General features: G+C 65.2%; 16 protein-coding genes and 1 pseudogene. 4 read left to right on the plus strand and 13 right to left on the minus strand.

Features of this window, described 5'->3' with window-relative positions; all coding sequences use genetic code 11:
- Window positions 1–44: 44 nt before the first annotated feature.
- Both DA075_RS35070 and DA075_RS35075 read left to right on the plus strand, forming a co-directional pair.
- Window positions 45–1,094: an AAA family ATPase gene (locus DA075_RS35070; protein WP_329618738.1), complete on the plus strand. Its 1,050-nt coding sequence runs from the start codon at window positions 45–47 to the stop codon at window positions 1,092–1,094.
- Between the two features lie 154 nt (window positions 1,095–1,248).
- Window positions 1,249–3,669 carry a S8 family peptidase gene (locus DA075_RS35075; RefSeq protein ID WP_099957654.1) on the plus strand — a complete coding sequence of 807 codons (2,421 nt, stop codon included), beginning with the start codon at window positions 1,249–1,251 and terminating at the stop codon, window positions 3,667–3,669.
- 193 nt (window positions 3,670–3,862) lie between these two features.
- Here DA075_RS35075 and DA075_RS35080 read toward each other — a convergent pair.
- From DA075_RS35080 to DA075_RS35090, 3 genes and pseudogenes are all read right to left on the minus strand, one after another.
- Window positions 3,863–4,358, minus strand: a pseudogene (locus tag DA075_RS35080) (IS66 family transposase); the annotation flags it as partial.
- Between the two features lie 42 nt (window positions 4,359–4,400).
- Window positions 4,401–7,358: a Tn3 family transposase gene (locus DA075_RS35085; protein ID WP_053622085.1), complete on the minus strand. Its 2,958-nt coding sequence runs from the start codon at window positions 7,356–7,358 to the stop codon at window positions 4,401–4,403.
- An 86-nt stretch (window positions 7,359–7,444) separates the two neighbouring features.
- A protein-coding gene (locus tag DA075_RS35090; protein WP_173807913.1) for an IS630 family transposase occupies window positions 7,445–8,502 on the minus strand; the annotation gives its coding sequence in 2 pieces (ribosomal slippage) (window positions 7,445–8,010 and window positions 8,010–8,502; 1,059 coding nt in all).
- Window positions 8,503–8,669: 167 nt separating this feature from the next.
- Here DA075_RS35090 and DA075_RS35095 point away from each other — a divergent pair.
- The gene (locus DA075_RS35095) at window positions 8,670–9,239 is read left to right on the plus strand and encodes a recombinase family protein (RefSeq protein WP_043075164.1); all 570 of its coding nucleotides are present in this window, start codon (window positions 8,670–8,672) and stop codon (window positions 9,237–9,239) included.
- A gap of 74 nt (window positions 9,240–9,313) precedes the next feature.
- Here DA075_RS35095 and DA075_RS35100 read toward each other — a convergent pair whose 3' ends face one another.
- The 9 genes from DA075_RS35100 to DA075_RS35140 form a co-directional block, all read right to left on the minus strand.
- Entirely contained in the window at window positions 9,314–9,556 is a 243-nt protein-coding gene (locus DA075_RS35100) for a hypothetical protein (protein ID WP_099957655.1), read from the minus strand.
- 840 nt (window positions 9,557–10,396) lie between these two features.
- Entirely contained in the window at window positions 10,397–10,804 is a 408-nt protein-coding gene (gene hisI, locus DA075_RS35105) for a phosphoribosyl-AMP cyclohydrolase (protein ID WP_099957656.1), read from the minus strand.
- Window positions 10,805–10,868: 64 nt separating this feature from the next.
- On the minus strand, window positions 10,869–11,633 hold the full coding sequence (merB, locus tag DA075_RS35110) for an organomercurial lyase (protein ID WP_043075381.1): 765 nt from the start codon (window positions 11,631–11,633) through the stop codon (window positions 10,869–10,871).
- 38 nt (window positions 11,634–11,671) lie between these two features.
- Window positions 11,672–13,111, minus strand: coding sequence for a mercury(II) reductase (gene merA / locus DA075_RS35115; RefSeq protein WP_099957658.1), 1,440 nt, complete (start codon window positions 13,109–13,111; stop codon window positions 11,672–11,674).
- A complete protein-coding gene (gene merF / locus DA075_RS35120; protein ID WP_099957659.1) occupies window positions 13,108–13,371 on the minus strand; it encodes a mercury resistance system transport protein MerF in 264 nt (87 codons plus the stop codon). Before merF ends, merA begins: the two co-directional genes overlap by 4 nt.
- Window positions 13,372–13,390: 19 nt before the next feature.
- Window positions 13,391–13,729 (minus strand): cation transporter, encoded by a 339-nt coding sequence (locus DA075_RS35125; protein ID WP_043075327.1) that lies wholly within the window; start codon window positions 13,727–13,729, stop codon window positions 13,391–13,393.
- Window positions 13,730–13,760: 31 nt separating this feature from the next.
- Complete coding sequence (locus tag DA075_RS35130) at window positions 13,761–14,156, minus strand: mercuric transporter MerT family protein (RefSeq protein ID WP_099957660.1); 396 nt, start codon at window positions 14,154–14,156, stop codon at window positions 13,761–13,763.
- A gap of 101 nt (window positions 14,157–14,257) precedes the next feature.
- Window positions 14,258–14,674 (minus strand): phosphoribosyl-AMP cyclohydrolase, encoded by a 417-nt coding sequence (gene hisI / locus DA075_RS35135; protein WP_043075325.1) that lies wholly within the window; start codon window positions 14,672–14,674, stop codon window positions 14,258–14,260.
- A 110-nt stretch (window positions 14,675–14,784) separates the two neighbouring features.
- Window positions 14,785–15,864 carry a Vgb family protein gene (locus DA075_RS35140; protein ID WP_123834607.1) on the minus strand — a complete coding sequence of 360 codons (1,080 nt, stop codon included), beginning with the start codon at window positions 15,862–15,864 and terminating at the stop codon, window positions 14,785–14,787.
- Window positions 15,865–15,928: 64 nt separating this feature from the next.
- Between DA075_RS35140 and DA075_RS35145 the strand changes: the two genes are divergently transcribed.
- Window positions 15,929–16,357, plus strand: a complete 429-nt coding sequence (locus DA075_RS35145; protein WP_043075324.1) for a MerR family transcriptional regulator — start codon at window positions 15,929–15,931, stop codon at window positions 16,355–16,357.
- A 3-nt stretch (window positions 16,358–16,360) separates the two neighbouring features.
- On the opposite strand, the gene DA075_RS35150 is transcribed toward DA075_RS35145, so the two are convergent.
- Complete coding sequence (locus DA075_RS35150; RefSeq protein WP_043075323.1) at window positions 16,361–17,704, minus strand: dihydrolipoyl dehydrogenase family protein; 1,344 nt, start codon at window positions 17,702–17,704, stop codon at window positions 16,361–16,363.
- Window positions 17,705–17,992: the final 288 nt, after the last annotated feature.

The following is a 17,992-nucleotide window of genomic DNA, read 5'->3' on the forward strand; positions in this document are numbered from 1 at the left end:
CCGGCCCCCTACGTCCAAAGGCGGAGGCAAAACCGGCTAGGCCGGTGAAGAAGAAGAAGCGGATGGCGCGTAGCGATCTCCTAGTGGCTCTTGTGAAGGCGGGCGCAACCGGCGACCGTCATTTGGCGCGCACGTCTGCTGAAGCGCTTATCGCTGATGAGAAAGCAAACAAGCACACTGTCCTCGCTGAACGGCTGACGGCCGCCCTCCGCACGAACCTGAACGGCAGCCATGTTGCAGCACCGGCACCGGCGGTACGCGGGCCGTCGACACGCGACCTCTTCGTTGACCGCGTGCCTCAGCGTCGGCTAGCCGACCTGCTGCTGCCGCCCGTCACCCGCGAAGCGTGTGAGGAGCTGATTGAGGAGCAGCGTCGAGCCGACGTCCTCCGCTCGCACGGTTTAGAGCCCCGCCATCGCATCCTACTGGCCGGACCTCCTGGAAACGGGAAGACCTCTTTAGCGGAAGCGATCGCTGAGGCTCTGAGCGTTCCCCTCCTGACAGTCCGCTACGAGGCGGTAATCGGCAGCTTCCTCGGTGAGACGGCAGGCCGGCTCCGTCGCGTCTTCGACTTCGCGCGCACGACGCCGAGTGTGCTTTTCTTCGACGAGTTCGACGTTGTCGGAAAGGAGCGGGGTGACATTCATGAGACGGGCGAGATTAAACGTGTCGTCAGCTCTCTCCTCCTTCAGATGGACGATCTGCCAAGCTGGACCATTATCGTAGCGGCGACCAACCATTCCGAGCTTCTTGACCGGGCTGCATGGCGACGGTTTCAGCTACGTCTTGATTTGCCGGCGCCGGGCGAGAGACAAATATCTAATTTTATCAGCATGTTTTTCCAAGCTCGGCCGGTGCTAAGCGATCTTGGAAAGTCGCCAGATCAGCTAGCTCGCGCACTACGTGGATCAAGCCTCGCTGAGGTTGAGGATTTCTGCACAAATATTCTTCGTCGCTTCGTCTTGTCACTGGGGGATGGTCGCCCAAGCGAAATCGTCGAGCACGAGTTAAAGGTCTGGCGATCCCGCGTGAGTGCACCGAGCAAAAAGAAGAGCGAGAAACGTGGCGGAGAGACCTCTCCTTCAGATACCTGAGGCTACCCGTAACGAACGCGATAAGCGTGCCCCTACGCCGGTAGACCCGAACGCGAAGATCGCGAAGCCGGGGTTCGGTCGGCAGGCGCAGCGGCTTGGCCCGCGTTTCGATCGTCTCAGAAACGTCGCTGCTCAGGCTGCAGCGCAGGCGAGCATGACACTACGCGCCGATCCCGATGGTATAGCGCCGGAGAGAGCACTCGTCTTCGAGGTTGTCGGTTCAGTAGGGGACTTTTACAGCCAAGTCGGACGCATCCAGGGGCTCGAGTTCCTGCTGGAAGACGATGCCGTAATCGAGCCCGATGACGACTTCCACGTCGTGCAGAATAATAAGGGCAAAGAAATTCGTAGCGAAAAGCCTGTCGGCGGACGCCTCTACATGGCGATGCCTGACATGCGCGCGTTGGGTGAGATCCTCAGGCTCTGGGATCTGTTCCGCCAAGGCCAAGCGATGCCGTGGGGCTTCGCACCGTGGGGCACCTTGTTCGAGATGCTGAACGACCTGCGGGCGTGGGGGCCGCAAGATCGAGTCCTGCCAGAAACGTTGGAATACTGGCGCGAGCGTGTAGCGGAGCGACCGGATGACCCTGTACGGTTCGAGGTCGAGCTCTGGTTTCACGAGCGCGCGGAGCGGCGAGCCCAAGCGATAGGCAGTGTTGAAGGGCAGCTCACCGAACTGGGCGGACAAGTAGTTTCTTCGTCGCTCATTGAGCCGATCCGCTATCACGGCTTGCTTATTGACCTGCCGCCTGACCAGGTACGAGAGCTCATTGAACATCCCGACGTCGCGCTCGCGCGTCTGGACGACATCATGTACCTGCGACCGCAGTCGCTCGCCTCCATCGCTGAACCAGAGGAACTGGGTGAGTCTGCAGTGCCCCCGCAACAGGCCAAACCAGAGGGCGACGCGATCGCCGCTCTATTGGATGGCGTACCTGTTGCCAATCATCAGCGGCTTGTTGATCGCCTGATACTGGATGACCCAGACGACTATAGCGCTCGTACGCCAGCGGCCAAGCGCTCGCATGGAACGAGCATGGCATCCCTGATCGTGCACGGCGACCTGCAGGCTGGAGAGCAGCCCGTAGGTCGGCCGCTGTATGTGCGCCCGATCATGGTCTATGACGCTGCGGCCGATGCGGAAACCACGCCCCCTGATCGGCTTCCGCTCGACGTCATCTATCTCGCGGTTCGGCGCTTGCTGGAGGGTGATGGCGGCGAGCCCGCGTCTGCACCGACCGTGGTCGTAATCAACCTCTCGGTGGGCGATCTTAATCGCCCATATGCTGGTCGAATTAGCCCGTGGGCGCGGCTGATGGACTGGCTGTCATTCCGCTACCGCGTCCTATTCCTAATCAGCGCGGGCAATGTGCGTCGCTGGTTGCCGGTCCGCGACTTTGCGACCACAGCTGATTGGGCGGCAGCGACCCCGGAGCAGCGCGAGGCGGCGGTAATCGCGGCGCTGAACTCCGAGAAGGCAACGCGGTCACTACTCTCACCTGCCGAAGGGCTGAATGCGATCGCTGTCGGGGCTTGGCACGCAGACGAGTTCGCCAGCGCGCCAGAGGCCTTTCATCTGAAAGATCCATTTCCAAACGGCAGCATGCCCAACGTCAGTTCGGGCGTCGGTCTCGGCTTTCGACAGACCGTCAAGCCCGATCTCCTTTTCGACGGGGGTCGTGAGCTCGTGCGGGCTTCCGAAGATGAAGGTCATGTGTGGCTCACTGTCGATCCGGGTGGAAATTACGCTGGTCAAATGTCGGCGGCACCTGACGGTGGCGGGACAGGCCGCTTGGATGTGCAGCGTCGGACTGTGGGGTCTAGCAACGCGACTGCGCTCATCACACGATCGGCGATCAGGATCTACGACTCGCTGGTTGAGGCTGGCTACGACATACCGCGCACCCATGCGGCGGTATTGCTAAAAGCTTTGCTCGTACACGGTGCGACTTGGGGCGAAGCCGGAAGCAAACTTGATGAAGCATTCGGACCGGGAGGCCGCGATTGGCAGCGCCACCGCGATAACATCTCCCGTTTCCTAGGTTATGGACGACCTGAGATTGACCGCGTCCTCGACTGTACGGCCGAACGGGTCACACTATTCGCATACGGTGAGATTGAACAGGATGCACAGGACGAATTTGCTATTCCCTTACCACCGTCGATCGAGGGCTCAACGGAGCTGCGTCGCTTGACGATGACCATGGCTTGGCTGACGCCGATCAACGCCCGGCACCAGCAATACCGCTCGGCGACGCTCGAACTGCTTCCTGCCGGCGACAAGAGCTACTCCTTGGCAGTCGGGCGCGCGTCCGCACAGCCCACGCACATCGCCATCAACCGCGGAACGCTCTCGCACTGCATGTTCGAAGGGGAAAGCGCAGTCGCCTTTCTAGATGGTGGCATGTTGAAGCTCCGAGTTGCTTGTCGTGCCCAGGCGGGCGCGCTTGATGATCGCGTGCCCTACGCTGTTGCGATCAGCCTGGAGACAGAGGTCGGGTCAGGCATTGCGATCTACGACGAGGTCAGGGCCGCGGTTCAGCCGGCAGTTCGGGCAACGGCGGGTGCAGCGTGATCTGTGCAACTGTTGCCGCAGCGAGATGGGAATGGTCCTACGTTCGGCGTCACAGGGAAGTCTGTAACTGATTGCACTTCCGCGGCAACAGCCGAGGTTACGCGGCCGGCTTCTCGGGTGCGAGAGCACGGTGCATGGAGCCCTTCCCGATGACGAGCTTTGCAGCGATGACGTTCATGCGTAAGCGGCGCCTTCAGGCCACGGCTCTGGGGTCTCGCGCGCTGGCATAGGCCCAGGGGCAGCAACTCGTCGAGGCGGCGGTTGGGATGGCCCTTGGCGATGCGAGTGAGCACGTCGCTCAGGTAGGCGTGCGGCTCCACCCCGTTCAGCTTGCAGGTCTCGACCAGCGAGGCGATCACCGCCCAGTGCTGCCCGCCGCCGTCCGAACCAGCAAACAACGCGTTCTTGCGCGTCAGCGCCAGCGGCCGGATCGCCCGCTCGACCACGTTCGAGTCGAGCTCGACCCGGCCATCCTCCAGGAACACGCTCAGCCCCGCCCAGCGCGACAGCGCGTAGCGGATCGCCTCGGCCAGCCGGCTCTTCTGGCTCAGCTGCCCGAGCGTCTCGCGCAGCCAGGGCTGCAGCGCCGCGATCACCGGACGGCTGTGCTCCTGGCGCTGCATCCGCCGCTCCTCGGCCGAGCGGCCGCGGATCTCGGCTTCGGTCCGGTACAGGAGGACGTCGCGTTGGTTGTTCGCCCAGTTACGCCAAGGAAGAACGCTGCGTGAACGTCATGCAACGCGACGTTGGCGCGGCAGGTTGAGCGGCCGCCGGCCCCTCGGCATGGCGACGTGGTCCCAGAGGAAGTCTCCGGAGAGCGCGATGTGCTCCCACCCGACGGGCGAGGTGTGGCTCAGCAGGTCGTCGGGCGCGGGCTCGACCGTCGTACGCAAGTGCGCCACCGCGTCGGCCATGTAGGTCGAGTTCCAATATACGATGGCGGCGATGACGAGGTTGAGCCCCGAAGCGCGATACTCCTGCGCCTCGCGCGAGCGGTCGGCGATGCGTCCCTGTTTGTAGGTGCAGATGGCACCGGCCAGAACGTGGCGCTGCTCGGACTTGTTCAGTCCCGCATGGCAGCGTCGGCGCAGCGCGGGCGCCTCGAGCCAGTCGAGCATGAACAACGTACGGCAGATGCGGCCCATCTCGGCGAGCGCGAGGTCGAGCTGGTTCTGCCGTTCGTAGGCGGCAAGCTTCTTCAGCATCGCGGAGGGCGCGACGACGCCGGCCTTCAGCGAGGCTACGAGGCGGATGATGTCCCCCCAGTGCTCGCGAATGAGTTCGACGCGCACCCTCTTTCCCATGATGGGCTTCAGCGCCGGGTATCGTGCGGCGGGCTCGATCGAGGCGAGCCGGCGGTCGGGGAAGTCGCGCAGGCGGGGGCAAAAGCGGAAACCCAGCAGCGCGCACAGGGCGTGGACGTGGTCGGTGCTGCCGCCAGTATCGGTGTAGTGCTCGGCGATGCTCAGGCCGCTGCCGTGATGGAGAAGCCCGTCGAGGACGAAGGGCGCCTCGTGCTCGGTGGCCGAGATCACGGTCGCATGGAAGGGATCGTGCTGATCAGAGGTGTGGGTGTAGAAGGCAAAGCCTGGATCGACACCGTAGCGGGCGTTGACCTCGCCGGCGGCGTCGCCGCGCTTGCCCGACCGGAAGAACTGACCGTCGGACGCCGAGGTGGTGCCATCCCCCCACACACAGGCGATCGGCAGCGCGTGGTGCGCGTCGATGATGCGCGCGAGCGCGGCCCGGTATGTCTCATCGCGGATATAGGCTTCGCGGGTCCAGAGAAGCTGGTCGCGGGTCACGCCCTGGCTCGCCTCGGCCATGCGAGACAGGCCGAGATTGGTGGCGTCGGCGAGGATCACGGCCAGGAGTGCGGCCTCGTTGTCGACCGGCCGGTGCGTGCGCAGATTAGTGAAGGCGGAGAGGAAGCCGGTCTCGCGCGCCACCTCGTGAAGAAGGTCGGTGACGCGCACGCGCGGCATCAGTGCGTCGATGCGCTCGGCCAGCGCCGCCGCGTCCGGCGGGGTCGCGGAACGCACCGGCGCGATAGACAGCCGGCCGTTCTTCATGGACACGCCCTCGACTTGGCCTCGGGTCAGGCGGCCTGCGAAGCGCTGGAGGCGCCAGTCGAGTTCACGGCCCCGCTCCGACAGCCACGCGTCGCCGCTCGCCGGCAAGTCGAGATCGGTGACGATGGGCGCAGCTTCGGCCGCAGGAAGGAGATAGCTGTCGAAGCGACGATACTCGCCCGAGCGCTCCACCCAGACGTCGCCCGAGCGCCACTTGTTACGCAGGTGGGCGAACACCGCAGTCTCGTAGAGCCTGCGGTCGACCTTGCCGTCAGCACCGGCGACGAGCCTGCGCCAATCCTTCTTGAACGGCATCGGCGCGTCGCGGGGCACGTCGCGTTTTCCGGAGCGGTTAAGCTGACGCAGGGTGGCGAGAGCAGCAATCGTGGGGTCCGTGCTCCGGCTCGCCCTGAAGTCGATCGCCTCTAGAAGGAGCGGCGCGAACTTCCTGAGGGTGCCATGCCGGTCGGCGGCGCGCACCAGCGGATCCTCCTCCGCGAGGTCAGCGATCGCAGCCGCGTCAGGCTTAGCGTGGATAAGCCGGTCCAGCCCGACCGCCCCGTCGATCGCGCTGAGCGCGTCGCCGCCGTCGCGCACCGCGGCCTCGACCGCTTCGATCGTGCCGTGGAGCAGGCGCATGAGCCGGCCAACGTCACGCGAGGTCGCCGTGTAGGTGCGCTCGCGGGCATTCTTCCCCCGTGTGAAGCTGGCACCGATCAGCCGATCGGCCATGCCGAGCACGGCGTCGGTCAATCGCCTCTCCAGGTCGAGCAGCGCCGCGACCAGGATGGCGCGGCGTCGGTGCGGCGTGTAGCGTTCGATCGCGTGGGGCGACGACAGTTGTCCCTCCCGCACGAGTGCGCGCAGCCGGTCGGGGTGGATCCGGTTGGTGAGGGTGGGGTCGAGACCGACCGCGCGCACCATCGCCAGCCGGTCCACAAGTTCGCGAACGTGGTCAGGCTTGGGCGCGACCGGCAGGTCCCTCGTCCAGGCAAGCAGCGTGCGGCCGGTCGCAGGATCCACGGCCAGCATTGCATCGAGCCTTGTGATCTGCTCGTGCGAGAGGCCGGCGAGCAAAGCGTCGGCGGCGCGCTTCCTCGCACGAGCGCGTCCGGCCAGCCCGGCGCGTTCGATCGTGTCGGGTGTCGGCAGGACGATGCGGACGTCGCGCAACGCGTGGATGATTCCTTCAGCGATCGGCCCTCCCTTGTCTGTCGGCCACGCCGCAGCCGCGGCGGACTCGATCATCAGCGGCAGATCCACCCGCGTCGCCGGGCGCAGGCCCAGGGCGCGCTCGAGCTCGCGAGCGTGCTCGGTCGCGGTCGCGACTCGGGCTGCGTAAGCGGCAAAGGCGCTCGGCTCGATCCCGAGTTGCTCGGCGAGGAAGACGACGAGCGCCTCGGGAGCGCCGGTAGCGACAGAGAGACCGAAGCCGGGGTCGCGCAGGAGCGCGAGCTGTAGCGCGAAGCCGAGCCGGTTCGCGTCGCCTCGATGCCCCGAGACGAGCGCCAGGTCGGTTAGGTCTAGGGTGTAGCGCCGGACAAGTTCGTCGCGACCCGTCGGCACGCCGAACAGCCGCTCGCGCTCGGCATCCGTCAGCAGGCTCCGACGTGCCATCCCGATCCTCCCACCGTCCAGAGAAGGCAGGGGATCATTGTGGACACGGATGCTTAACGGGACGCATTAATACCAATCCTCATTGATCAGAACCCATGTGTCCATTGGCGTAGTCCGATGGACATGATGCGCCAGGGCTGGTCGATGAGCTTGTTCCAGGCGTCGCAGCAGTGATCGAGGATATCGGCGTAGGATTTGAAGATCCGGTTGCCGAGCCAGTTGTCGCGAAGGAACTGCCACAGGTTCTCGACGGGGTTGAGTTCGGGACTACGCGCCGGCAGCGGCAGAAGGGTGATGTTGTCGGGGACCGGCAGCTTCTTGGTCGTGTGCCAGCCGGCCTGATCGAGGAGGAGCACGGCGTGGGCACCGGGAGCCACGGTCCCTGAGATCTCTTCGAGGTGGTGGGCCATCGCCTCGGTGGTGCAGCGGGGCATGACCAAACCCGCGCCGACGCCCCGGGCCGGGCAGATCGCCCCGAAGATGTAGGCCGACTGTGTGCGCTGATCCTTTGGGGCTGAGGGGCGTGTCCCGCGCTTGGCCCAGCGCCGGGTCAGCGTGTTCTTCTGGCCGACACGGGCCTCGTCGCAGAACCAGACCTCTATCGGCTTGCCGCCGACAGCTTGCGCGATCTCCGCCAGACGGTCGGGGAAGTCTTTTTAAAAATGGCCGCGGCCTCCGGGTCCTGGGCGTGATGGCGCGGACGGGCCGAGAGCTTGCGGTAGCCCATCGCCCGCAAGACCCGGCTCAGGGTCTGCTCGGAAACCGACACGCCGTGATCCTCGGACAGGATCTGGGCCAGATCGCAGAGCCGCCAGCGTACCACGCCGTGAGCGGCGGGAACCGGCCCCTGTTCGACCAGCGCCTTGAGGACGTCCCGCTGATCGGCGTTCAGGCGCGGACGGGCCCCAGGGGCCTTGCCGTCGATCAGCCCGTCCGGGCCATCGGCGTTGAAGGCCAGGACCCAGTCGCGCACCGTCTGCAGCCCGACCCCGCCGATCTCGGCCGCCTCCGAGCGCGAGCCGCCCGCCGAGATCACCGACAGCGCCAGCAAGCGGCGGGTCTGGGCCGGATCGCGTGAACCCTTGGCCAGGGCACGTAAGGATCCGGCATCGAAGTCCGACCGCAGCGGTACGGGAGCGGCCATCGCATCCTCCTCAGGCCCCAAACCCGAGGACAGAATCACGGCCGAGACAGCGGCGCTACCCGTCGTGAGTCGCGCTCAACGAGGTCTGGTATAAGTGGACGGGAACGAAGCCTGCGCCGGATCGGCTCGGCGGGCGTCCCGAGAACGGACGTTTGCGGGACGAGATCATGGGCGACGTGCTGGGTTACGCACGGGTGTCGACCGGAGACCAGGACGTCGCGGGGCAGACGCTGCGGCTCGAGCGGGCGGGCGCCATCTGCGTCTTCACCGACGTGCGGTCGGGCAAGAGCATGGACCGGCCCGGCCTGACCGAACTCCTCGCCTACGCGCGTCGCGGCGACACCCTGGCGGTGGTTCGCCTCGACCGACTCGGGCGCTCTCTCGCCGAGCTGTTGTCGAGCGTAAACCTGCTCAAGGAACGCGGCATTGCGCTCGTGAGCCTGGAGGAGAAGATCGACACCGGCTCGGCCGCCGGCGAACTGGTCTTCCACGTCTTCGGTGCGATCGCCCACTTCGAGCGGCGGCTGATCGCCGAGCGCACCAAGGACGGGATCGCGGCGGCCCGTGCCAAAGGCAAGCGTCCGGGCCGGCAACCGGTCGATCCGGACAAGGTCGTGGCCGCCCTGAAACTCGTCCAAGCCGGGCTATCGCCTACGGAAGCGGGGCGCCAGGTCGGGCTCGGCCGCGCCACCGTCTATCGCGAAATGGCCCTCGCCGGGATCACACGAGCGGTGTAGCCGCCACCCTCGCAGCTCTTCCGAGGCGGCAACCGTTCACGACCCGTTCGTCTCGACCGTAACTCAGCGAACAATCAACGCGACGCCCTCAACTTGAGCTTCTGCTGCCCGAGAGGATGCCCAATGGCTTGCATGGTTTTGCGCGCGGCGACCTCGGGGGGCGGACCAGGCCGAACCGCCTCCTCGGCCTGTTTGACGCTCTCCGGCATGGGTCGGTAGAGCGCCTCCTGGGCGAATTCGGTCACCTTTGTCGCGACAAAGCCCGCAGCGAGGCCGATTGCGACATCGACCAGCAAGTTGTCTTTTTGGCTGCCCATGACCGTTCATCTCGCAAGTTGTTCGACCCGCCAAGAACATCCGGCCACTGGGGGCCTGTGATGAAGTGCCGAGAAGTCTCTGGTGCTTGAACGAAGCTGGACCAGCGACAGGTTCCAGGAATTATGATCGCAAATTTAGAGTAGTGGGGAGGCAGACATCTCGATCTGCTTATCCCAAGCATAGCGCTGGAGCGTGGACCAACGGCGTCGGAGGTAGATTAGCCCGAACCACTGTCCAAGCATGCTCAAGGTTACGGCCACGCCGACGAGCTTGTAGTGTGCCAGCGCTGGACTGTTGCCGAACCAAGCCGAACCAAGCGCCAGGCTGAAGAGAACTGCCTTGAGGCGGTTGCCGCACGAGCGACGGACCCCGTCGTCCGGCTGTGGCGATGCCTCGATATGGCCTGCAGGACGGACGACCGGTTTCGGTGAGCCTGCGCAAGCTGCCCCTGTCATCCGAATTCGCTTCCCCGTCCTGGCGTCGTTGCTGAACACCCGGTTTCGGCTTCCGGCCGAGGCGTACACCGTCGCCCCCGGCCGCTTATGAAGACGTGAAGCAGAACGAAGGCTCCGGCAGCCGCTGAGGCCACGACGAGCAGGACCATCGACTGGCTCAGCCACGCTACTGTCGCGACAACGCCTGACACGAGCGCTGCAGGACCTGCGCAACAGACCACCGTCAGAGGGAATACGAACAAAAACGCTACGAAAGCTGCGACGGGCTTATCGCTCACGAAGTCTCTCCTCGATGTCTGTGATGGGGCGATGACGGCTTCGCGCCCGGGTGTCCCTTGAAGTAGCAATCGGCCGGCAGGGCGGGATCGGCGCTGGCTCGGGACATCATCGCGCATCCGTACCGGCTACTCGGAGGATCAGTCCGTCAGGTCCACTCGACAGCAATCGGTAAAAGCAGCTTGCCCGACCCGTATGGCAGCAGGACCCATCGCCGCCGACGTTCACCTTCAGCAGAATTGTGTCTTGGTCGCAGTCGACCCACGGCTCCTGGACGTGCTGGATCTGCCCGCTTGTCTCGCCCTTGTGCCACAGAGACTTGCGCGATCGGCTCCAGTACCAGGCTTCGCCGGTCAGGATCGTCCTGTTCAACGCGTCCGCGTTCATCCAGGCGAGCATGAGCACGGCTCCGGTCTGACACTCGGTCGCGATTGCCGGGATCAAGCCGGCTTCGTTAAACGCAGGCCTGAGCACCGGGCCTTCTTCAAGCTCGTTCGCGGTTCCGGCTCCTTGCACCTGTTTCTTCTCCTCAGCAGGAAAGAGGTCGGCGCCCTCGGAGACGCGCTGCAGGGCGAGGCTCTCAAGGCAGCGCGGACACGGGCTCCCTGAGGATCGGGGCAAAGATCGCGCGACCGAGTTCCAACCCCTCGTTCATGCTCAGCCGAACTCCGGCCCTTGCCGGCTCCTGCCCTTCCAGCCAGCGACGGAGATGCTCGTCCGAGCAGAAGAACGCGATCGACGGGCAGCAAGAGGAGGCCGCGCTGTCGCCGTAGGCAAAGTCGTACCAGATCACCGCCCCGGCAGGAGCGACGCTGCCCAGCTTGCGGCCTTGGTCCGTCGTGACGACGCTGATCGTCTCCCCGCAGGATCGGCACTGCGCCTGGACCCTGATGTCCGTCCGATACATGTCCCCAACGCCAAGCGCGTCGATCGCGCAAAGGGCGCTGAGAACATGCCGACCGAAACCAACCCGGTGCCCGGTTTCGCTTTCCGTGAACGGGTAGGCGTGCCGGATCTTATCGGACTCGTTTTCGAGGCCGACAAGGTCGCGCAACTGCAGCTTGCGCAGCAATGCGCCGACCCGGTCACTGGGGATGCCCGTATCGCCGGCAAGGTCCGCCGCTTGGGGAGGCCGGCCCATGGTGGCGTATCGCTTTAAAATATTCCGCCACACCAGATCCTCGTCGGGATCCAGGGCGTGCGACCACTTGTCGAGCAGGCCAGCACGTGCCGACATACGCCCGCTCAGCGCATTGCGGGCGGCCGGGGTTGTCACGGCGGACCAGTCCGGCCGCACCACGCCCGGCCTGATCTCGGTCGCGAGCTCTTCCGCTTTTGCGACCATTCCGTCTCCGTCGCCCGCGCAAGCGTCTTGCCCCGGCATCAACCGGCGCAACACGAAAGCCTCTTCACGTCCCGATCGAAGGTCTGAGCCGCGAGTTTCAGGCCCTCGACCGTGGTCAAATACGGAAAGATCGTCTCGGCCAAATCGTCGATCGTGAGCCCACCGCGTATCGCCATTGCGGCGGTCTGGATGCTGTCGGCCCCCTCGGGTGCTACGATGTGGCTTCCCAGAAGCTTGCGGGTCCCCCGGTCGGCGACGAGCTTGATCAGACCGCGCGTGTCACGAGCCGCAAGCGCCCGCGGCACATTGTCGAGCGAGAGCACCGAAGTGCGAACGTCGTGCCCGGCAGCACGGGCCTGGGCTTCAGTGAGCCCAACGCTTCCGACCTGCGGGTCCGTGAACACCACGGCCGGCATCACCCTGTTGTCGTAGCGCAGGCTGTCACCGTTGAGGGCGTTCTTGGCGGCCAGTTTCGCGCCGTAGGCCGCCATGTAGACGAACTGGTCCTTGCCGGTCACGTCACCCGCCGCGTAGACGCCCAGCTTCGAGGTGCGCATGCGGTCATCGACCACGATGGCGCCCGTCGGCGTCTGGGCCACACCCGCTTCCGCGAGGCCGAGGCTCTCGGTGTTGGCCGAACGCCCGGTCGCGACGACGATTTGCTCGGCCGTGACCGTCTCGCTGCGTCCGTTTCGTCGGACCGTGAGGCTCACGCCTTCCTCCGTTCGGCGCACGGCCTCGTAGGCAAGGTCGCCCAGGACCGTGATGCCTTCTTCCGCTAAGTAGCCGGCGAGCGCCGCGCCAATCTCAGGCTCTGCCTCGGGCAGAAGCCGGCTGCGGAATACAAGGGTCACCGCGACCCCGACCCGTGCGAACATCTGCGCAAGCTCCGCACCGATGTAACCGCCGCCCAATACGATCATCGAACGCGGCAGCTGAGTCAGCGCAAGAGCTGCCGTGCTGTCGAGAGCCGACACCTCCGCGATGCCCGATATGGCTGGTAGGGCCGGGCGTGTACCGGTGGCGATGATGATGCGGTCCGCGGAGAAACGTTGGCCACCGGCCTCGACCCCGCCTTCGACCAGGCGCGCCTCGCCCTCGTGGTAGGCCACGTTGTTGTAGGCCGGCAGAAGGTCGGCATACTTCGCATGCCGCAGGCCCTCGACCAAAGCATCTTTCTGGGCAACCTGTGCACGCCAGTCGACCACCCGCGCCTCACCCTGGACGCCTTCGAAGCGGGTGCTGGCGGCGTTGGCGTGATGCACGGCTTCCGCAGCCCGGATCAGGGCTTTCGACGGGACGCAGCCCACGTTCACGCAGCTGCCGCCAATCGTCCCGTATCCGATGAGGGCGACCTGTGCGCCCTGCTCGGCCGCCGTGATCGCGGCCGAGAACCCAGCCGACCCGGCGCCGACGACGACGAGGTCGTAGCGGCCCTTGCCGTCGCTCTCGCGCTGAGTGTTGCAGCAATCGCTCATGGTTTCAGCTTTCGTGTGTCATCGTCCGCGTCGCAGCAATCGGATGCCGCCGGGCTCTTTGATGTGTTTCGTCGATAGAGTCCGATCCCGACCAAGCCGACCGAGGCGACGAGCACTGGGATCAGGACGTAATCGGCCTTGGCAGCCCAGGCCGCGAGCCCGACCGCACCGAGACCAACCGCCAAGAAGGGCGTCACGCAGCAAAGCGCGGCCACAACGGCGCCGGCGATGCCGGTTCGTACAAGGATGCGGTCTTCCATGACGAAGCTACCCCACCGCTCAGCGCGCCTGGGCGGTGCTGCCCGTGGTGTCCGCACTCGCGTTCCTCACCTCCTTCACCGAAGATGGGTATCCGGCACCGGTGGTTGCCTGGGAGAGCGCCTCGGCTGTGATCTTGTCGTCGTCGAAGGTGACGGTCGCCGTCGCCGCGCCGCCGTGCTCGACCACTGCCACCTGGGTGACGCCGGTCAGACGTGACAACGTCTTCTTGACGATGGGCGCGCAGGTCACGCAACTCACGTTCTGCACGTCGAGAATGGCCGTGCGAGGAGCGGCGGAGGCAGCGCTGGCCGATATCAGGATCGATGCGGCGAAGGTGGCACGGAGCAAGGTTTTCATGGGTGGTCTCCTTCGATCGTGGCGGTGAAGGTCAGAGAAACAGAGGCGCGGTGTAGGGGAAGGTCACAGCCGCGAGGATGAGCGCGGCGGCCACCCAGAGCCCGATCCGGGCGACCCGGCTGGAGCCTGGCCGCGCGCAAGAACCTTCATCTGAACACGTCGCGGGTCGGCGGTAGGCCCGCCAGAAGCCAAAACCAAGAAACGCGACCGCCGTGGCGATGAAGAAGGGTTGGTAGGGGGCGAGCGCGGTCAGGTTGCCGATCCAGGCCCCGCTCACGCCGAGGCTGAAGAGCACGAGCGGCAGGATGCAGCACGAGGAGGCGCCGAGCGCAGCGAGGATACCGCCGACGACCGCGAGCTTCTGTCCCTTCTGTCCCCTTCGCTCCTCGGTACGACCGCGTTTCCGCGAGGAGCCGTGCCAGCCAATTTGTCCATCAGAGTTTCCCTCACCGTGAGAGTGTACGACCTGTAGTAACTACAGGTGCAAGAGCTAATTTCGGAAGCTCACTCGCCCTCGTCCGAAGAGCTTCAGGACTGTTCCGCAGGGCGTCCGAGGGCGACCGGGTCGAGGGCGAGCATCGGCCCGCTCACGACGCGACGGTAGAAGCAGCTCGAACGGCCGGTGTGGCAGCAGCCCGCCTGTTCGGACATCCGAACCCTCAGCCAGATGGTGTCCTGGTCGCAGTCGACCCGGATCTCCTGGATGCGTTGGACCTGCCCGCTCGTTGCGCCCTTGTGCCAGAGACATTGCCGGGACCGGCTCCAGAACCAAGCCTCGCCCGTCTCGATGGTCCTGCCGAGCGCCTCGGCGTTCATCCAGGCGAGCATCAGCACGGTTCCGGACACCGCGTCGGTGACGACGGCCGGAAGAAGCCCGGCGCCGTCGGACCGCGGAGTGAGCGCCAAGCCTTCCTCGCGAGCCTGGATCTCAGAATGGCCGGACATGCAACATCTGTTCTCTGATGCGAGTTCTCGGCCATCTGGGCTGACGCGAGTTTTCATGCCCGGGGCGGGGGGGGCCCGAAACGAGTCAGTGAGGAACCTGGAAACAACGCTCATTTCCCGTCGTTCTTGGGCCGGTGGCGGCCGATGCCGTTCGAGCGCGCGAGAGCAAACCAGACAGTGTCGTCCTGATCGACCACAATCCCGTTCGGGGCTCGCAGCCCGTCCAGCCCGACCTCGCTGAAGTGTCCGTCTGGCGTGAGGCGGCTGAGCCTTCCGCCGCAATGCTGCGTCACCCACAGGGCGTCCTTGCTCGACGCGATGCCGTAGGGAGACTTCGTGCTGGTGCAACGCGAGGGACGGCCATCCTCCGAAGGAGAACCAGGCAGGCACGATGGCAGCGCGAGCTCGGTCACCTTGCCGTCCGTCGTGATCCGACCGACGCCGTCCACGGCGGCTTCGGTAAACCAGAGGCTCCCGTCGGGGCCGGCAACGATATTCTGCGGCGCGCTGTCGAGGGTCGGGAGCGGGAACTCCGAGACTTGGCCGGTCGGCGTGATCCGGCCGATGGTGTTGCTGTTGAAGCCCGTGAACCAGAGATTGCCGTCGGGGCCGGCCGTGATGCCGTAAGGGGTCAGCGTCTTGCCGAGCCCAAACTCGGTAACCTGACCATCGACCGTGATCCGGCCGATCCGGTTCGTACCGGACAAGGTGAACCATAGGGCACCATCGAAACCCATCACGATGCCGAAGGGATAGCTCGCAGGTTCCGATAGCGGGAACTCCGCGATTTCGCCCGCGGGCGAGATGCGCCCGATCTTGTTGCCGCGGTTCTCCGTGAACCACAGGTTCCCGTCAGGACCCAAAACGATGTCCTGAGGCCGGCTGTCCTGCGTGGGGATAAAAAACTCGTTCAACTGTCCGTCGGGCGCGAGACGTCCGATCTTGTTGCCTTGCTTCTCCGTGAACCAGATGGCGCCGCCGGGTCCGACGGCGACACTCTCTGGATAGCTATTCGGGGTCGGAACCTCGAAAAGCTTCACGCCTTCCGCACTCGCCGGGGCTGTCAGGACCAAAGCGGCATAGAGGCTTCCTAGGCGAAGCATCCGAGCGCCGAAACACGCGATGTCAGGGGCGGCCGTCGGGGCCAATCGGCGCGCTGCTTGGATGACATGATTAATTGCTTCGAACATGGCTTTCCCTCGAACCGCAGAGGGCGTAACATCTGTACCAACTACAGCTTCAAGGTAAATTTCGATGGGTGCGCTACCAGCGACACGAGGGCCTGCTTCCTTGACTATCGGCGCGCTCTCGGAGCGCACCGGCGTCAACATCGAGACGATCCGGTACTTCGAGAAGGTGGGCCTGCTCCCCCGTCCCCCACGCACCGAAGGGGGGCATCGGTCCTACGATACCGAGCATGTGCGCACCCTGGCCTTCATCCGGCGTGCGCGCGAACTCGGCCTCAACCCCAAAGAGGTTCGGGCGCTCCTTGAATTGCGTCAGCCCGGCAAGGCGTCCTGCTGCGAGGTGCAGGAAATCGCGGTGCATCACCTCGACCGGGTGCGTGCGAAGATCGCCGACCTGACCCGGCTCGAACGGCTCCTGACCAGGACCATCGACCAGTGCTCGGGTGAAGCGGCTCCCGAATGCCCTGTGCTCGACATGATCGATCACTCGGGGTGAGCGTCACAGCATGTATCCGATATCTGAGGATCCGGTTGGATAGGCGAACATCGTGGATTTCAGATCGTCGGCCGTCAGCCCATGCCGGATCGCCAGGGCGAAGACGTTGATGGTCTCGTCCACGTGCGGGCCAACGAGATGGGCTCCCAGGATGCGCCCGGTCCCTTCCTCGACCACCGTCTTGTAGCCGTAGACCCGTTCGGCTTCGCGCCGCGCCGTGAACCAGCCCGAGGTGAACTCGGACTTGATGCGGACGCGCAGGCCGCTCTCCCGAGCTGCGGCTTCCGACATGCCGACCGCTGCGATGGGAGGCGAGGTGAAGGCGACACTCGGCACGCCCGTGTAGTCCGGCTTCGCGTGATTGCCTTCGAGCAGGTTGGCGGCGGCGACCTTCGCATCGTGACTCGACACGGGCGTAAGCGGCGGCCCGACCAGCGCGGCATCCCCGGCCGCGTAGATCGCGGGGTTCGTGACGCTCTGAAGGTACTCGTTCAGCTTGAGCCGTCCGTGCTCGACCGTGACATCGGCGGTGGCCAGATTGAGCTTGTCGAGCGCGGGCCTGCGCCCGGCTGCGTGGACGACGAGATCGGCTTCGAAGGTCTCCTGGCCCGCGTCGGAGGATGCCTCGACCCGGAAGATGTCACCAGCCCGCTGGATCGCCGTGACGGTCGTCCGGGTGCGCACATCGACGCCCATCCCGTCGAACGCTTTCATGAGCCAACCGACGAGATCGGGGTCGAACTGCAGGAGCATCCGCTCTCCCCGCTGAAGCACCGTGACTTGTGCCCCGGCTCGTGCCGCGATGCGCGCGAACTCGGCCGCGATGTAGCCGCCACCGACAAGGACGATGCGAGACGGTAGGTGCTCCAGAGCAAGGAACTCCTCGCTCGTCGCCAGATGCTCCTCGCCAGGAATGCCGAGTGGCACCGGCACTGCCCCAGCCGCGATCAGGATGTGCCGTGCCTGGATCGCCGTTCCGGCGACATCGAGCGTGGTGCGGCCCGTGAACCGGGCCTCGCCGTGGAAAGTGTCGATGTCCTTGTCGGCATACCGGTGCTCGTTCTTCACCGGCACCGGATCTGTGAAGGTGCGCTTGAAGGCGATCAGGTCAGGCCAGTCGATCCGCACATCTCCGACGATGCCATGACCGCGCATTCGCCCTGCGGCGTCGATCACCTCGGCTCCCGCGATGAGCATCTTCTTCGGGTCGCAGCCCCGAAGTGCGCAGGTGCCGCCGAATGGCTTGTGGTCAATCACGGCGACATTCCAGCCTGCACCACGAACACGCATGGCCGCGACCATGGCCGCCGTGCCGGTGCCGATGATCGCGAGATCATAGATTTTCATGTCGGGTCCTCCAGCATTCTGAAGGACAACAAATCTGGAGTTGGTATAGGTTCCGGGCGATTACATTCTGCCTTTTGCGCTGGACACCGTCATCGACGTTCTCAAGGCCTCGGTCACGGCCTTTCTCTTGTCGGTCGGCGGGTGCGCCCGGCTCTGGTTGAGGTCCGCAGACGTCGGCCCGCATCGTCATCGTCGCCCCGCCCCGTGTCTGCGAACGCTCGCGAGATCGAAGCAGGGCCGACAACGTTCTGCACCTGCCTATCATTTCGTGCCACGACCCCGTGTTCA

Source organism: Methylobacterium currus (assembly GCF_003058325.1).
Lineage (GTDB): Bacteria > Pseudomonadota > Alphaproteobacteria > Rhizobiales > Beijerinckiaceae > Methylobacterium > Methylobacterium currus.

Coding starts and splice junctions, on each gene's coding strand:
- DA075_RS35075 (WP_099957654.1), top strand. CDS start 1,249: ATGACACTACGCGCCGATCCCGATGGTATAGCGCCGGAGAGAGCACTC.
- DA075_RS35085 (WP_053622085.1), bottom strand. CDS start 7,358: ATGGCACGTCGGAGCCTGCTGACGGATGCCGAGCGCGAGCGGCTGTTC.
- DA075_RS35095 (WP_043075164.1), top strand. CDS start 8,670: ATGGGCGACGTGCTGGGTTACGCACGGGTGTCGACCGGAGACCAGGAC.
- DA075_RS35100 (WP_099957655.1), bottom strand. CDS start 9,556: ATGGGCAGCCAAAAAGACAACTTGCTGGTCGATGTCGCAATCGGCCTC.
- merB (WP_043075381.1), bottom strand. CDS start 11,633: ATGGTCGCAAAAGCGGAAGAGCTCGCGACCGAGATCAGGCCGGGCGTG.
- merA (WP_099957658.1), bottom strand. CDS start 13,111: ATGAGCGATTGCTGCAACACTCAGCGCGAGAGCGACGGCAAGGGCCGC.
- merF (WP_099957659.1), bottom strand. CDS start 13,371: ATGGAAGACCGCATCCTTGTACGAACCGGCATCGCCGGCGCCGTTGTG.
- DA075_RS35125 (WP_043075327.1), bottom strand. CDS start 13,729: ATGAAAACCTTGCTCCGTGCCACCTTCGCCGCATCGATCCTGATATCG.
- hisI (WP_043075325.1), bottom strand. CDS start 14,674: ATGTCCGGCCATTCTGAGATCCAGGCTCGCGAGGAAGGCTTGGCGCTC.
- DA075_RS35140 (WP_123834607.1), bottom strand. CDS start 15,864: ATGTTCGAAGCAATTAATCATGTCATCCAAGCAGCGCGCCGATTGGCC.
- DA075_RS35145 (WP_043075324.1), top strand. CDS start 15,929: ATGGGTGCGCTACCAGCGACACGAGGGCCTGCTTCCTTGACTATCGGC.
- DA075_RS35150 (WP_043075323.1), bottom strand. CDS start 17,704: ATGAAAATCTATGATCTCGCGATCATCGGCACCGGCACGGCGGCCATG.